This window comes from Salinithrix halophila, assembly GCF_042650125.1.
Classification (GTDB): Bacteria; Bacillota; Bacilli; order Thermoactinomycetales; family DSM-45169; genus Salinithrix; species Salinithrix halophila.
This window is the reverse complement of sequence record NZ_JBHSAP010000009.1, coordinates 733,983-747,699: the sequence shown is the minus strand read 5'-3', so window position 1 is coordinate 747,699 and position 13,717 is coordinate 733,983. Positions and strand designations below refer to the sequence as shown.

Below are 13,717 nucleotides of genomic sequence, written 5' to 3'. Positions count from 1 at the left end.
AGCTGTCTGTTCCTCCTTTACACTAAGGTCAGATTCAAGTTAAGGAGGCGGAAAGATGGATATGTTAAACGTGGAGAAATTGAGCAAAGTGTACGGAGGCAAGGTGACATACCGGGCCCTGACGGATATCGACCTGGTGGTTCGTCGAGGGGAATTCGTCGGTATCATGGGCCCATCGGGAAGCGGAAAAACCACCTTGTTGAATATGGTGGCGACCATCGATTCCCCCACCTCGGGGGAAGTCCTCTTGAAGGGGGAAAACCCGCACCGTATGAAGGGGTCGAAACTGGCTTTGTTCCGTCGGCGTCACCTGGGGTTTGTTTTCCAGGATTTCAATCTGCTCGATACGCTGACCATCGGGGAAAACATCGTGCTCCCTCTCACTCTGGACAAAAAGAGCCTGGAGGAGATGGAGCAAAAACTGATGGCCGTGGCGAAGAAGCTGGGCATCGTCGAGATCCTCGACAAACGGACCTATGAAGTATCCGGCGGACAAGCTCAACGTGCCGCCATCGCCCGGGCGATCATCCATTCCCCGTCTTTGTTGCTGGCGGACGAACCGACGGGAAACCTGGATTCCAAGTCCTCCCGTAGCGTGATGGAGACGATGGAGACGATCAACAGCGAGGACGGCACCACCATGATGATGGTGACCCACGATCCGCTGGCAGCCAGCTACTGCCACCGGGTGGTCTTCATCAAGGACGGTCGGCTGTACAATGAAATTCATCGCGGAGAGAGTCGCCAGGATTTCTTTCAGCAGATCGTGGATGTCCTGTCCCTGATGGGAGGGAATGCCCATGACCTTTCCTCGGTTCGCGTTTAACAATGTCCGCCGCAACTTCCATTCCTACCTAGCTTATTGTTTGAGTAGCGCTTTTGCTGTCATGGTCTTCTTTACCTACGCGCTGTTCATCTTTCATCCCGATATCGATCAGAGCGAAATGAGTAAAACAGTGGCCCAAGGGATGAAGGCTGCGGAATATATCATCTTTGTGTTTTCCTTTCTTTTTGTGCTGTATTCGGTAAGTGCTTTTCTCAGCGTGCGAAAGAAAGAGTTTGGGATCTTGACGATCCACGGCGTGACCCGGGGACAGCTGAATCGACTCGTCTTCTTAGAGAATCTGTTTATCGGGGCTCTGTCTGTCGGAGGCGGGATTGTCGCGGGTCTCCTCTTTTCCAAGGGATTTCTCATCGTCGGAGCGGATGTGTTGGGGCTCAAGAAACTTCCCTTCTATTTTCCTGTCAAGGCGATGTTGTTGACCGTTTGTTCCTTTTTCCCGATGTTTTTCGTCATTTCCTTGGCCACGGTTTTTCTGGTGCGGAACAACCGGGTCATCGAGTTGCTGCAGGGGAGCAAAAAACCGAAGAAAGAACCGAAGGCCTCGATCCTCTTGTCCCTCTTGTCAGCGGCGTGCTTGGTCGGGGGTTACGGATTAGCGATTGTGGTTAGTGATCAATATCCGGGTGAGTTTGAACAATGGATGCTCCCGATTATCGGCCTGACTACGGTGGGAACCTATTTCCTGTATACCCAGGCCAGTGTTGCCCTGATTCGTTTGACGAAAAAAAGACGCCGGTTTTATAGGCGGGGAGTCCGCTTGCTCTGGTTATCCGATTTGACTTACCGGATGGAGGATAATGCCCGCATGTTTTTCCTGGTAACCATGGTGTCCACCGTGGCCTTTTCAGCCACCGGCGCCCTCCTAAGTCAATTTGAAGTGCTGGAATCCCAGGCGAAATTTTATCCGTATACCTTTGATTACACCTTCGATCCGACGACGAAGAAAAATCAGGCCAAGGGAGAGTCAGATCTAGCCGTCATCGAAAAAGAACTGGATCGGGCAGGGGTTCGATACCAAAAGGTGCGAGCGGATCGCCTATATGGGAAGCTTTCCAGTCCCAAGTTTCCCGACATCGTGGGTGTGCTGAAACTTTCCCAATATCAGAAAATGGCCAAGGCCTTAAAGCAGAAGCCCCGGACATTGGAGCCGGGGCAAGCCCTCCTCATCGATCAAAGGTCGGAAAAATCCCGTACAGAGCAAAAAATCGGCTCCCACGTCCGCTTGAATAAGAAATCCCTTTCGATTGCAGACAGAAGCGATCAGCAAGTGATAGCCTACCAGGAGCCTCTCACATTCGTCGTTCCGGATCGCTTTTATGACCAAATCAAAAAGGATCAACAAATCGAAACCTATATCGGCTATTCGGTTCCGGAATGGAAAGACTCAATTCCAAATCCGCAAGCGGTCAAGATCGCAAAGGGGTTAAAGGAAAAGCTCAAGCTCGAAACCTTCGATCCGTCTTTTTCCTCTCCTGACTTATTTTATGCGGAGATGAAACAAGGATACGGGGCCACGCTGTTTGTCGGTTTATTCATCGCGGTTATCTTCTTCGTCTGTGCAGGCAGTTTCTTATACTTCCGCTTATTTACCGATTTGGAGCGGGAACAGCTTCGATATCGGGCGATTTCCAAGATCGGTCTCACGGTGGAAGAGATGAAACGAAGCGCCGGGATCCAGATTGCTCTCCTGTTCTTCGTTCCCTTTGGGTTAGCTGTAGGCCACACATCGGTTGCCTTCATCGCGATGCAAAACATGTTTCCCATCGAATCGGTGTTGGTTCCGTCTCTGGTGACCATCGGTGCCTTTTTCCTTCTGCAACTGATTTATTTTGCGATGGTTCGGACGCGGTATCTGCAAAATCTGAAACGGGCTATGGTTTCGTAGAACCTACGAAGCCTCCGAAAATCGGAGGCTTTGAGACTAATGATAAACCCAGAACAGGGGTAGGGGCCGGATTTCCGACCGCGCCAGATGTTCCTCCCACAGATGTAGAAGATGTCCGCTCCGCTCCCTCCGGCCCCGATCAGCGGACAAAGGGTCAAGCGAGTTGTCCGCTAAACGGTCGGTGCCTTCGGGAGCTCCGCTGAGTGGTCGGGCCAACAGGCGCTTCGCCGGAAACCGGCCCACCTTCGTGCTGTGGAAGGACTTAGTCAAGAAGCTGAAGCCTCCGATTTTTCGGAGGCTTTTTTTATGGCCGGTCGATATAGGTAGCACGTGCAATCAGAATACGGTGGTGTTTCAGCGTCTCTTTTAGTTTTCCCCACACCTGATCGATCACGGAGTGGTTTCCGGAGAGTTGCGCTCGTTTCAATTCCTTGCGTAATGGGGCCACGACCTGGCTGTAAAAGAGGTCGGATTCCTTGATCCGTTTCCTGCGGATCGGCCTCTGGGCTTGTCGCTCCTTATTGTTCGTTCTTCCCTTTTTTTTCTTCGGCATCGGGCTCCCCCTTGGTGGAAAGTTGCTTCATCTTATGCAGGGGATGCTTTTTCGGCCTCTCAAAATGGATATAAAAAAACCGGGTCCCCGGCAGGGGATCCGGCTGTTCGATGTCCTTTGGCTCCGCTTCTTGATTAATCTTCGGGTTTCAGGGCTTGCCGCTTGTTGTGGTAGCGAAGCCGGATCAACCGGTAGGTGTGGCTGACGATTACTTTCAGGATGGCGTAAGTGGGCACGGCAAGCAACAATCCTAAGAATCCGCCTAAGCTTCCTGCCACCAATAGAAGCAGGATGATCGTCAGGGGGTGGATGTTCAGCGTACGCCCCATCACTTGTGGGGAGATAAAGTTGCTCTCGACCTGTTGGGCGATGATGACGACGAGCAAAACCTTCAACACCATCAAAGGGGATCCGATCAAAGCGACAATCACGGCCGGAATCGTACCGATAAGAGGGCCGATAAAGGGGATGATGTTGGTCAGCATGGCTATCAGGGCGAGCAGGAGGGAATAATCCAGTCCGATGACCAGGTATCCGATGTAGATGAGAACGCCGACACAAAAGCTGACCAGTACTTGTCCTTGAATGTAGGAACTTACCGCCTTGTCCATATCGGTCAGGATCTTCTGTCCTTCCATCCGCTGGGAAGAAGGGAGGAGGCGCAAAACCTGTTGGGGAGCCTTCTCTCCTTCTTTCAGCATATAGAAGAGGATGAAAGGAACGGTGACGAAGACGATGACGATCCCGGTAATGATCCCGATGAAGTTGGCGATGTTGGTCACGATGGAAGTAAAGCTGTCACTTAAGTACTGGGTAAATTGTGAGGTCGTCTTCTCCAAACTGAACTGTTCCTGATAATTGTTGACATAGGGGTTTTTTTGCAGGTTCTGTAGTTGGACTTTCAGATTATCGATCAAGTCGGGCACTTTTTCCACCAGCTCGGTGACCTGTTTGGAAAGCGGAGGCCCTCCAAGAAAGACAGCCAAGGTGACCAATCCGATGAACAGGAGATAGATCAGCAGAATCGAAAGAACCCGAGGGACTTTCCGCCTTTCCAGGGCGTTAACCACCGGACGGAAAAGATAATAAAGAATACCGGCAAACAGGAAAGGAAAAAAGAGTGTCTGCACCAGCACGACGAGAGGCTGGAAGATAAAGTCGATCTTGGTGCCTAGAAAGATAATCAGAAAGATAAGCAGAATCGCGTAACCGAAACGAAAAGCCTTGGTTTGCGGCAAATGGGTCGAGCCTCCTCGTGAATGGATGAGCAGTGGAGATCCGATATCTCGCTTATATAAGTCTATTTTACCGGAATCCCATGAAAAAATCCCGCTCACCGGTGTCGGCTTGCGGGGAAAATGGGTTAAATCATTGGGTGAGGACATCGCCGATGAGGTCGTTTAGGCCGCTCTGCTGGTTCCCTTCCTCATCGGGGGATTGTTCCTCTTCTTGTTGGCTGTCGTTACTGCCATCATCCGTCCCGCCATCGGGGTTTTCTCCTTCCTCAGGGTCTTGAGGAGTTGGTTTTTCCTCGTCCGGCTGATCGGGAATTTCCCCCTCGTCCGGTTGATCAGGGGTTTCTCCTTTATCGGGATTCTCTCCCTGATCGGGGTCGGTCCCGGTTTGTCCGTCATCCGGCTCTGTACCGGGTTCCTCGTTCCCGTCATTCGGGGAGGAGGGCTCTTCCCCCTTCGTGGGCGGATCATCGGGCTTGTTCACAGGCTCTGTGGTTTTCTTGGAGCTTTCACCAGATTTCCGAGGAAGACTGGCCAGCTTTTGGGTGGAGTATGTACTGTGAATGGGCTGCGGCTGGGCCGATTCGTTCTCAGAGACTCGGTAATCGGTTTGCGTTGCGTGTTGCTTTGGCTGATCGAGGGCTTGGTCTTTGACATCCCGGTTCTCTTCGCCTTTTTCCGAGGCCAGACAGACCTTGGATTTCTCGTTGTCGGAGGCCGTTTTGGCAGAGGGCTGATCATTTTCAGCGAGGCTGTCCACCTCGTGGCCTTGGGGAGCTTGGACGGTCGGGGGTGTGACGAACCCGGTCAATACCAATCCTCCAGCCAGGCTGAACATGACTACCTTGCGTGTACGGGACATGCGACGAAAGGGGTTCTGCGTGATTTTCATTCGGCAATCCTCCTTTCTTTCCGAGCTGGCGACATATTTCTTCATCTAGTCCAGTGTAACAAAGATGAAACAGATTGTCTGTAATCCGCCCCGATTTTCTGCCTAGGTTTAGCTGGAAAAATCCGAAAAAAAACGACCGCCATCGTTGGCAGTCGGTCTCCATGTCAGGAGCGGATCCGGGAGCGGAGGGCGACAAGGATCTTCTGCAACCGGTACGTGAGGATATCGATGTCTTTTTCAGTGGTTTCCCGCCCGAGGGTGATGCGGAGACTTTGGTAGGCTTCCTCGTCAGATTGCCCCATTGCCTTTAATACATGGGAAGGAGCACCTTTGCCGGAACTACAGGCGGATCCACTGGAGACAGCGATTCCTACCCGGTTGAGTTCCAGCATGACCGCTTGTCCTTCCACCCGTTCGAATCGGATGTTCAGGTTGTGGGGAAGTCGTTTTACAGGATGTCCATTCAGGTGGGTGCCGTCGATCTCCCGAGAGATCTGATCCCATAATCTTCCACGCAGGCGGGTGAGCCGTGTTTCCGTTTCCGCGGCTTCTTTCGCTGCTAGTTGAACCGCGACACCCAGGCCGATAATGCCGGACAGGTTATGGGTGCCAGGACGGAGACCGCGCTCATGTCCACCGCCAAAGAAGACTGGGTCGAGACGGACCCCTTTTCGCACAAACAGGGCCCCCACTCCTTTTGGCCCGTTAATTTTGTGTCCACCGATGGAGAGAAGATCAACCCCCCAATTTGCGACGTCTAGGGGAACTTTGCCAAAGTACTGGACAGCGTCCGTGTGAAACAAGATCCCTTTCTCTCGAAGGAGGGAGGCAATAGCCGGAATCGGCATCAGACTTCCCACTTCGTTGTTACCCGCCATCACGCTGACCAAGATGGTATGCGGGGTGAGGGATTTTTCTAATTCTATCGGATCGATGATTCCGTAATCGTCGACAGGAAGGCGGGTGATGCGGAATCCCTCTTTCTCAAGAAACCGGCAGGTTTCCAACACCGACGGGTGTTCCACCTGGGTGGTGATAATATGGTTTCCCCGGTTGCGGTGGCGGCGGGCGACTCCGAGGATTGCTAGGTTATTGGACTCCGTCCCGCTGCCTGTGAAGAGGATCTCCCGCGGGGAAGCACCGAGGGCCCCGGCAACCCGTTCCCGGGCCGCCTCCATTTCGTCCTTGGCCCGCATCCCTTCATCATGGAGGCTGCTCGGATTACCGAAAAGGTCCATGGAATAAATCATGGCCTCCTTCACCTCACGGCGTAGCAGGGTCGTGGCTCCATGGTCAAAATATAGGTGTTCCAAATCGTGCCACCTCCTATCTCTCTCACAACCATTATAGCCGAGAATTGGAGGTTCAGGGCAAACTTTGTGAAAAAAATATCAGAAGGAAAACATTTCAGTTGACAAATGGCTGTAAGCTGAGAAAATAATAGTGATTTACTTGTGAATACTTTGTGAAAGGAATCACAATATATGAAGCGGATAGAGACCGACTTTGTGGTGGTGGGGAGCGGGATCGCCGGTCTGATGACCGCTCTAACCTTAGCGGAAAACGGAGAGGTGACGGTTCTGACCAAGAGCCGAGCGGAAGCCGGCAACTCTTCCCGAGCCCAGGGAGGGATCGCCGCGGCTGTGGGAGAAGGGGACTCGCCCTCTCTTCATAGAGAAGATACGTTGCGTACCGGTGTCGGTTTATGCCGGAGAGAATCTGTGGATGTCCTGGTGGAGGGCGGACCGGAAGCCGTAGATCGGCTGGCCCAGTTGGGAACTCCCTTTGACCGGGGGGAGAAAGGCTGGACACTCGGGCGGGAAGGATCCCACAGTGTCAACCGTATCCTCCATGCGGCGGGAGATGCAACGGGCGCGGCTATCATGGGACCGCTACTCCGTCGGATAAAAGAGCATCCCCGGATTCGCCTCGTCACCCACACCCAGGCTGTTGATTTGGTCGTGGAAGACGGGGAGTGTCTCGGAGTTTTAGCAGCGGGGACGAAGGGAGCAGTGCTCCACTTGGCACGGGCGGTAGTGCTGGCTACCGGGGGCTGTGGTCAGATCTACCGGTATACGACCAATGACCCAGCTGTGACCGGAGACGGGTTGGCCATGGCTTGGCGTGCAGGAGCAGCTCTGGCGGATATGGAATTTATTCAATTTCATCCCACGGCTTTGGCGGTAGAAGCCAACCCGATGTTCCTCATTTCGGAGGCGGTACGAGGCGAAGGGGCTCTGTTGGTCAACGAGCGGGGGGAGGCATTCATGGCCCGGTACCATGAGTGGAGGGATCTGGCTCCTCGAGATGTGGTATCCCGCGCGATTGATCGGGAAATGCGGGAAGGAAGACGGGTTTTCCTGAATGCCACCTCTCTGGGAGAGGGATTTGCCAAGCGTTTTCCCACCATCTACCGCCGCTGTCGCGAGGCGGGAATCGACCCGGCCTGTGACTGGATTCCGGTTACGCCGGCAGCCCATTTCGTCATGGGTGGGGTATGGACCGACACCTACGGTCGGACCAGCCTTTCGCGCCTGTTTGCAGTGGGGGAGACGGCATGTACCGGTGTTCACGGAGCCAACCGTCTGGCCAGCAATTCGCTCCTTGAAGGGGCGGTCTATGCCCGACGGGTGGCGAAAGACGCCGCTTCCCTGCCGGAACTGGTGCGTTCTCCTTCTTCTTCGAGGTTTCCCGCTCTATCTACGGACCCGTGCAACGATGCGGCTTGGAAAGAGGAAGTTCGCCGAATCATGTGGGAACATGCGGGGATCATTCGGAACGAACAGGGTTTGGCCCATGGATTACGTGCATTATCAGCCTTGGCGCGGAAAATTCCCGAACCCTTTGTTGAATGTCATAATATGATTGCTGTTTCACAAATGGTGATGGAGTCGGCGCTGTGGCGTCGGGAGAGCAGGGGTGGGCACTATCGCTCCGATTGCCCGGAAACCCTGGTGGAGTGGGAAAACAGACGGAGAATGGCACAAAGGGGGAGACAGGATGAACCCGTTATGGCTTCAGGATATCATACGTGATGCTTTGAACGAGGACCTGGGACAGGGAGATTTAACCACGGAAGCCCTGATTCCGGAAGCAGCGGAGGGAGAGGCTCTCTTTATCGTCAAAGGGGAAGGTGTTATCGCCGGTTTGGACGTCGTGGAAGAGGTTTACCGGCAGCTGGACCCCTCGGTCCGGGTGGAACGACTTTGTTCTGACGGAGAGCGGGTGACGCCAGGGACGATCATTGCCCGGGTGACAGGCAAGACTCGAACCCTGCTCACCGGGGAGCGGGTGGCCCTCAATTTCCTGCAACGCCTGTCAGGTATCGCTTCCGTCACCCGGCAGGTGGTGGATGAGCTGGAGGGCCTTTCCTGCCGGGTGCTGGACACACGCAAGACGACACCAGGCCTACGCCTGTTGGAAAAGGCCGCTGTTCGGGCAGGAGGGGGTACCAATCACCGCTTTGGTTTAGGACACGGCGTGATGATCAAGGACAATCACATCGCAGCAGCAGGGGGACTTACCCAAGCGGTGGAGAAGGTTCGGGAGCAACTGGGCCACATGGTCCAGGTGGAGATGGAAGCCGATACCTTGGAACAGGTGGAAGAAGCCTTGACCCTGGATGTGGATGCGATCTTGCTGGACAATATGGACCCCTGCGAACTAAGGGAAGCAGTGCGCCGGATTGATGGCCGCATCTGGACGGAGGCATCGGGGGGCATTACCCCGGAATCGGCTCGTGCGGCGGCACAGACCGGGGTGAACGGTATCTCTTTGGGTTGGCTTACCCATTCTGCACCGGCCCTGGATATCAGCTTGGACCTAAAAGATAAGGGGGAAGCATAAATGATCGCTGAGGGATTGTTAACCAAAAACCCACAGTTGCCGGAGATCTACCGCAACCTGACGGACAAGGAATATGACGAGAGAATTCGGCGGGCGAAAGACCAATTGGGAACCGATCTAGTGATCATGGGCCACCACTACCAACGGGACGATGTGATCCGCTATGCCGACTTCACCGGTGATTCCCTGGAATTGGCCCGGATCGCGGCCCGCCAGGAACAGGCGAAAGCCATCATCTTTTGCGGCGTTCATTTTATGGCCGAATCGGCGGACATCCTGACCAGAGATGACCAGGTGGTCATCCTGCCGGACATGAAGGCGGGTTGCTCGATGGCGGACATGGCGGATATCGATGAGCTGGAAGAGGCATGGGAGGTCATCCAAGAGGACTTGGGGGATACCGTGATCCCAGTCACCTATGTCAACTCCACTGCCGCTATCAAGGCATTTGTTGGCCGTCACGGCGGCACCACCTGTACCTCTAGCAATGCGAAGGGCGTGCTAGATTGGGCTTTTTCCCGCAAAAAGCGGATCCTCTTCCTGCCGGATCAACACTTGGGACGCAATACCGCCTATGCCATGGGAGTTCCGCTGGAAGAGATGGCCGTCTGGAACCAGGTGGACGGCGAATGGGAGGATGTCAAAGGCCCGATGGAAGACCTTAGGGTCTTGCTCTGGAAAGGACATTGCTCCGTCCATACCAAGTTCACAGTCGACCAGATCAAACGCCTTCGGGAACGTGATCCGGAGACGAAGGTGATCGTCCACCCCGAATGCACCTTTGATGTGGTGCAAGCTTCCGATCTGGACGGCTCCACCAGTTTTATCATCAAGACGATTGAAAACGCCCCTGCTGGGAGCAAATGGGCCGTCGGCACCGAAGTCAATCTGGTTCAGCGCCTGGCCGAAACCCATCCCGAACAGCACATCCAACTGCTTAGCCAAACGATGTGCCCCTGTCTGACGATGAACCGGATTGACCGTCCCCACCTCCTGTGGACGCTGGAGAGCCTGGCGGAAGGCCACGTGGTCAACCAAGTGTCCGTCGACCCGGAGACGACGAAGTGGTCCAAAACGGCTCTCGACCGGATGCTGTCCATCGTGTAACCCGTTCATTCTACGACCGCCCGTTCGGAGGTCGAGACTGCTGACAAAGTTCTTCCGCACCCCGTCCAGTGTATGTCAATAACCTCGACCGCCTCGTCGGCGGTCGTTTTTTTCCACAGCAGATGGAAAGAATGAAGGGGGAAAAGGAGGGAGGCTGTCAATGAACGACCCCAAAGTGCAGCGGGATATCCTGTACCGCCTGAAAAACCTAACGGAAGACCTAATCAAGGAAACCTTTGACGAAGAAAACGGCGAAGAGGAAACACTTCCTCCCGACAAACTGGATCACCTTCATGGTCTGGTCCAGTCTCTGATCGATGAGCGGTGATTACCAACGGCAAAAAGTAACTCGCCATGAAACAGCCGGTTTCCCCTATTGTCAGGAAACCGGCTGTTTCATAGAATCTAAGATATCGTGAGCCCGGCTTTTCATCTTTAGGGCTAGCTACCCTTGTGCCTACCCCTTCAACACTTGTTCGATATCCTTTCGAATGTGCCGGGGTTTGGTCGTTGGAGCGTATCGCCGGATCACTTCCCCCTGGCGGTTGACCAGGAATTTGGTGAAGTTCCATTTCACCTCTTTGGTGAGAAGGCCGGGAGCGTTTTGGGTGAGGTAGCGAAAGAGCGGGTGGGCTTGTTCACCCTTTACATCAATTTTGGCGAACAGGGGAAAGGTGACGCCGTAGTTCAACTGGCAGAATTCCTGGATCTCTTCCCGGGAGCCGGGCTCCTGCTCCCTGAATTGGTTGCTCGGAAACCCCAGCACTTCCAACCCCTGTTCCCGGTATTGTTCATAGAGTTCCTGCAGTTCCTTATATTGCGGGGTAAACCCGCACTTGCTGGCGGTATTGACGATCAGGAGAACGCGCCCTTCATAATCAGACAGGGACTTTTCCTCCCCGTTGATGGCCACAGCTGAATAAGAGTAAACGCTCATTCCGTATTCCCTCCCTAAAAGAGATCGGTCATTTCGTTGCGCATCATGATTTTATGGCTCATGATCAATTTACCTCGCACAGGTCTACCCGTCGAGGGGGAAAAGTAAATCCCCGTCAGAGTTGCGAATGGTAACTTTGAGTGGGACCTCCCGTTGCATGTTCCGTATCGGAAACCGAAAGGGATCGGCTTATTCACACTTCTTTTTACAAATTTGACCAACCTTAATGGACATGATATTCTGAGCCTATATAAACGTTAGTGGTTACCAAGACCGGGGTTTTAACGGACGAAAGCCGCTAATTTCACTTAGCGGACATGAAGGAGGCGAGATTGTGGCACTTCCTAAAGAGCAATTTGACCGTCTTTTTCAGCAGATTCCTGACTCTGAAAAAAAGAGTTTGCTGGATTACATGGAGTATCTCGCGGAGCGGGCGACTAAAAAAGTGTGGGACGAGATTGAAGAAGTTGACGAGCCTTTAACCGAAGAAGAGAAAAGAGAGCTGGCCAGATCTAAAGAGGACGATAAGGGTATCTCCTTGGAGGACTTGAAGCGTGAGCTTAACATATGAACTTGTTTTGAAGCAGCCGGCAACCAAATTCATCAAAAAGCAGGATAAAAAAACGCAAATCCGTGTTCTTAAAGCTTTGGAAGGGCTTCGAAAGGTTCCTCCTGAGGGAGATGTTAAAAAGCTTAAAGGAGAGCCAATCTTTCGACTGCGAATGGGGACATATAGGGCCTTATTCTCATTGAATAATGAACAAAAACAAGTGATCGTTCATACCATTGGAAACCGTGGCGATATCTATAAAGGATAAACCTCAACCGCTCCTTAACGGGGCGGTTGATTATGTTTTGGGGGTCTGCCCCATTGCTACACATATGAAGCCCCCTTTAACGCTTTTTTGATATCCATTCGAAGGTTGCCGGAGTTTGGTCGTTGGAGCGTATCGGATCCCATCCCCTTAGCGGTCTACTAGGAATTTGGTGAAGCTCTATTTACTCACTTACAGTAAGTTGCCGTTTGAAAGCCCACGGTTTCAATCGTGGGATGAAAGACGGCGTTGATCGGAACCCCCTTTGGGGGTGGCAAGATAAACCAATTCCTAGTATAATCGAACATATGAGCGGTGCTCATCCCACTGGTAGTGGATGGTTCCTTGAAAACGTTATGGTATGGGGTTCCAGCGGCGAACGAATCTCTCCCGCTGGGTAAAACCATAAGAGTGAGCGATCAGGAACTAGAACGCTGGTAACAGGCGTTCCGCCCATGTGGGTACACTCTAACTGCATGGGATGGGCTGATGAGACAGCCCTGAACTTGGGAGTTGTCCGAAACAGAAATGGACTGAGGGCGCTAACTACCCAAGAATCCCACGGCTTCAGCCGTGTGGAGTCTCAATAACAATGTACACGAGTCGAGGGAGAAGGAAAAGAAAATCCCCACCGTTTTCGGCAGGGAGCGGGATGTGAGGGTCTGTCATCGGACAACGTTTTGATGAATATAGGCCGTGCGACCGCTTTTTAGCTTGATCCGGTGCCAGTGGCCGCTGAATCCGGTGCTGTTAAGAACCGTTCCCTTGGGGGCGAGTTCCAGAACCTTGCCCGCCATCGACGGTTTTTCCCGGATGTTAGCCAGCTCTGCGGTGACCGTTAGACGACGGTTGGTTGGCGGTGAATCGGCTTTCCGAGCAACGGAATCGTGGACGTAGGCAGTCTTGCCGCTGGAGAGTTTCACCTGGTACCAGTTACCCACTTTACCGGATAGGGGGATCACCGTCCCTTTGTTCGCCTGAGCAACCACGGAACCGGCCATGGAAGGTTTCGAGCGGATATTGGCTCGGGTCGCCGTGATTATGACCTTGCCTGTGACCGGTTTCACGCCGGGCTGGCCGCTCCATCTGCGGATTGTCACTTGGGTACCTGTGGGAACAGTGTTGTACAACGCGATCACGTCTTTGTTGTACATCCGGATGCAGCCGTTGGAGGCGTGGGAGCCGATCGACTCCGGTCGGTTGGTTCCATGGATCCCATAAGTCCGCCCTTTGTCCCCATTCACTTGCAGGCCGAGCCATCGCGCACCCAGCGGATTATTGGGTTTACCTCCAGGGATGCCTTTCCAGCCGGGCTTGTTGAACTTGACGATGATCCTAAAGGTTCCCTCTGGTGTTCGGTCGGGAGTTCGCCCCGTGGCCACAGGGTAAGTTCTTCGGACCACCCCGTTCTTATACAGGGTCAACTGGTTAGTCGTTTTGTTGATCTCCACCCGGAAAGCGGAGGCGGCATCTGCCTGCTCCGGTACGACCACACCCATTCCGAAGGATAGGGCCAGCACTAACAGAGAGGTCAACCATCTTTTCCCCTTTTTCAAAATCATCCTTCTCCTCCCTTTTTTCTGAAACGAAGACCCTCTCATGT

General features: G+C 53.5%; 15 protein-coding genes. 8 read left to right on the top strand and 7 right to left on the bottom strand.

Annotated elements, in window-relative coordinates; translation table 11 throughout:
* Positions 1 to 55 precede the first annotated feature (55 nt).
* Both ACFOUO_RS09945 and ACFOUO_RS09940 read left to right on the top strand, forming a co-directional pair.
* Complete coding sequence (locus tag ACFOUO_RS09945) at positions 56 to 826, top strand: ABC transporter ATP-binding protein (protein WP_380704714.1); 771 nt, start codon at positions 56 to 58, stop codon at positions 824 to 826.
* Positions 801 to 2,729: an FtsX-like permease family protein gene (locus ACFOUO_RS09940; protein WP_380704712.1), complete on the top strand. Its 1,929-nt coding sequence runs from the start codon at positions 801 to 803 to the stop codon at positions 2,727 to 2,729. The genes ACFOUO_RS09945 and ACFOUO_RS09940 overlap by 26 nt, the downstream gene beginning before the upstream one ends.
* Before the next feature lie 36 nt (positions 2,730 to 2,765).
* On the opposite strand, the gene ACFOUO_RS09935 is transcribed toward ACFOUO_RS09940, so the two are convergent.
* From ACFOUO_RS09935 to ACFOUO_RS09915, 5 genes are all read right to left on the bottom strand, one after another.
* Positions 2,766 to 2,999, bottom strand: a complete 234-nt coding sequence (locus tag ACFOUO_RS09935) for a hypothetical protein (RefSeq protein ID WP_380704710.1) — start codon at positions 2,997 to 2,999, stop codon at positions 2,766 to 2,768.
* A gap of 34 nt (positions 3,000 to 3,033) precedes the next feature.
* Complete coding sequence (locus tag ACFOUO_RS09930; protein WP_380704708.1) at positions 3,034 to 3,282, bottom strand: hypothetical protein; 249 nt, start codon at positions 3,280 to 3,282, stop codon at positions 3,034 to 3,036.
* Positions 3,283 to 3,416: 134 nt separating this feature from the next.
* Entirely contained in the window at positions 3,417 to 4,520 is a 1,104-nt protein-coding gene (locus tag ACFOUO_RS09925) for an AI-2E family transporter (RefSeq protein ID WP_380704706.1), read from the bottom strand.
* A 130-nt stretch (positions 4,521 to 4,650) separates the two neighbouring features.
* The gene (locus tag ACFOUO_RS09920) at positions 4,651 to 5,409 is read right to left on the bottom strand and encodes a hypothetical protein (protein WP_380704705.1); all 759 of its coding nucleotides are present in this window, start codon (positions 5,407 to 5,409) and stop codon (positions 4,651 to 4,653) included.
* Positions 5,410 to 5,573: 164 nt separating this feature from the next.
* On the bottom strand, positions 5,574 to 6,722 hold the full coding sequence (locus ACFOUO_RS09915; protein ID WP_380704703.1) for a cysteine desulfurase family protein: 1,149 nt from the start codon (positions 6,720 to 6,722) through the stop codon (positions 5,574 to 5,576).
* Between the two features lie 171 nt (positions 6,723 to 6,893).
* Here ACFOUO_RS09915 and ACFOUO_RS09910 point away from each other — a divergent pair, with 171 nt between their 5' ends.
* The 4 genes from ACFOUO_RS09910 to ACFOUO_RS09895 all read left to right on the top strand — a co-directional run bounded on the left by ACFOUO_RS09910 (position 6,894) and on the right by ACFOUO_RS09895 (position 10,690).
* Positions 6,894 to 8,444, top strand: a complete 1,551-nt coding sequence (locus ACFOUO_RS09910; RefSeq protein WP_380704701.1) for an L-aspartate oxidase — start codon at positions 6,894 to 6,896, stop codon at positions 8,442 to 8,444.
* The gene (nadC, locus tag ACFOUO_RS09905; RefSeq protein WP_380704699.1) at positions 8,410 to 9,255 is read left to right on the top strand and encodes a carboxylating nicotinate-nucleotide diphosphorylase; all 846 of its coding nucleotides are present in this window, start codon (positions 8,410 to 8,412) and stop codon (positions 9,253 to 9,255) included. Before ACFOUO_RS09910 ends, nadC begins: the two co-directional genes overlap by 35 nt.
* A complete protein-coding gene (gene nadA / locus ACFOUO_RS09900) occupies positions 9,256 to 10,362 on the top strand; it encodes a quinolinate synthase NadA (RefSeq protein ID WP_380704697.1) in 1,107 nt (368 codons plus the stop codon).
* Between the two features lie 160 nt (positions 10,363 to 10,522).
* Complete coding sequence (locus tag ACFOUO_RS09895) at positions 10,523 to 10,690, top strand: hypothetical protein (protein ID WP_380704695.1); 168 nt, start codon at positions 10,523 to 10,525, stop codon at positions 10,688 to 10,690.
* Positions 10,691 to 10,819: 129 nt separating this feature from the next.
* On the opposite strand, the gene ACFOUO_RS09890 is transcribed toward ACFOUO_RS09895, so the two are convergent.
* On the bottom strand, positions 10,820 to 11,299 hold the full coding sequence (locus tag ACFOUO_RS09890) for a glutathione peroxidase (protein WP_380704693.1): 480 nt from the start codon (positions 11,297 to 11,299) through the stop codon (positions 10,820 to 10,822).
* 334 nt (positions 11,300 to 11,633) lie between these two features.
* On the opposite strand from ACFOUO_RS09890, the gene ACFOUO_RS09885 reads away from it, so the two are divergent.
* Entirely contained in the window at positions 11,634 to 11,870 is a 237-nt protein-coding gene (locus ACFOUO_RS09885; protein ID WP_380704691.1) for a hypothetical protein, read from the top strand.
* Positions 11,854 to 12,117, top strand: a complete 264-nt coding sequence (locus tag ACFOUO_RS09880) for a type II toxin-antitoxin system RelE family toxin (RefSeq protein WP_380704689.1) — start codon at positions 11,854 to 11,856, stop codon at positions 12,115 to 12,117. The genes ACFOUO_RS09885 and ACFOUO_RS09880 overlap by 17 nt, the downstream gene beginning before the upstream one ends.
* A gap of 662 nt (positions 12,118 to 12,779) precedes the next feature.
* On the opposite strand, the gene ACFOUO_RS09875 is transcribed toward ACFOUO_RS09880, so the two are convergent.
* Entirely contained in the window at positions 12,780 to 13,676 is an 897-nt protein-coding gene (locus ACFOUO_RS09875; protein ID WP_380704687.1) for a L,D-transpeptidase family protein, read from the bottom strand.
* Positions 13,677 to 13,717 lie beyond the last annotated feature (41 nt).

What these genes read in the sequence shown, in the direction of transcription:
- ACFOUO_RS09945 (WP_380704714.1), top strand. Translation starts at nt 56, where the DNA reads ATGGATATGTTAAACGTGGAGAAATTGAGCAAAGTGTACGGAGGCAAG.
- ACFOUO_RS09940 (WP_380704712.1), top strand. Translation starts at nt 801, where the DNA reads ATGACCTTTCCTCGGTTCGCGTTTAACAATGTCCGCCGCAACTTCCAT.
- ACFOUO_RS09930 (WP_380704708.1), bottom strand. Translation starts at nt 3,282, where the DNA reads ATGCCGAAGAAAAAAAAGGGAAGAACGAACAATAAGGAGCGACAAGCC.
- ACFOUO_RS09920 (WP_380704705.1), bottom strand. Translation starts at nt 5,409, where the DNA reads ATGAAAATCACGCAGAACCCCTTTCGTCGCATGTCCCGTACACGCAAG.
- ACFOUO_RS09910 (WP_380704701.1), top strand. Translation starts at nt 6,894, where the DNA reads ATGAAGCGGATAGAGACCGACTTTGTGGTGGTGGGGAGCGGGATCGCC.
- nadC (WP_380704699.1), top strand. Translation starts at nt 8,410, where the DNA reads ATGAACCCGTTATGGCTTCAGGATATCATACGTGATGCTTTGAACGAG.
- nadA (WP_380704697.1), top strand. Translation starts at nt 9,256, where the DNA reads ATGATCGCTGAGGGATTGTTAACCAAAAACCCACAGTTGCCGGAGATC.
- ACFOUO_RS09895 (WP_380704695.1), top strand. Translation starts at nt 10,523, where the DNA reads ATGAACGACCCCAAAGTGCAGCGGGATATCCTGTACCGCCTGAAAAAC.
- ACFOUO_RS09890 (WP_380704693.1), bottom strand. Translation starts at nt 11,299, where the DNA reads ATGAGCGTTTACTCTTATTCAGCTGTGGCCATCAACGGGGAGGAAAAG.
- ACFOUO_RS09875 (WP_380704687.1), bottom strand. Translation starts at nt 13,676, where the DNA reads ATGATTTTGAAAAAGGGGAAAAGATGGTTGACCTCTCTGTTAGTGCTG.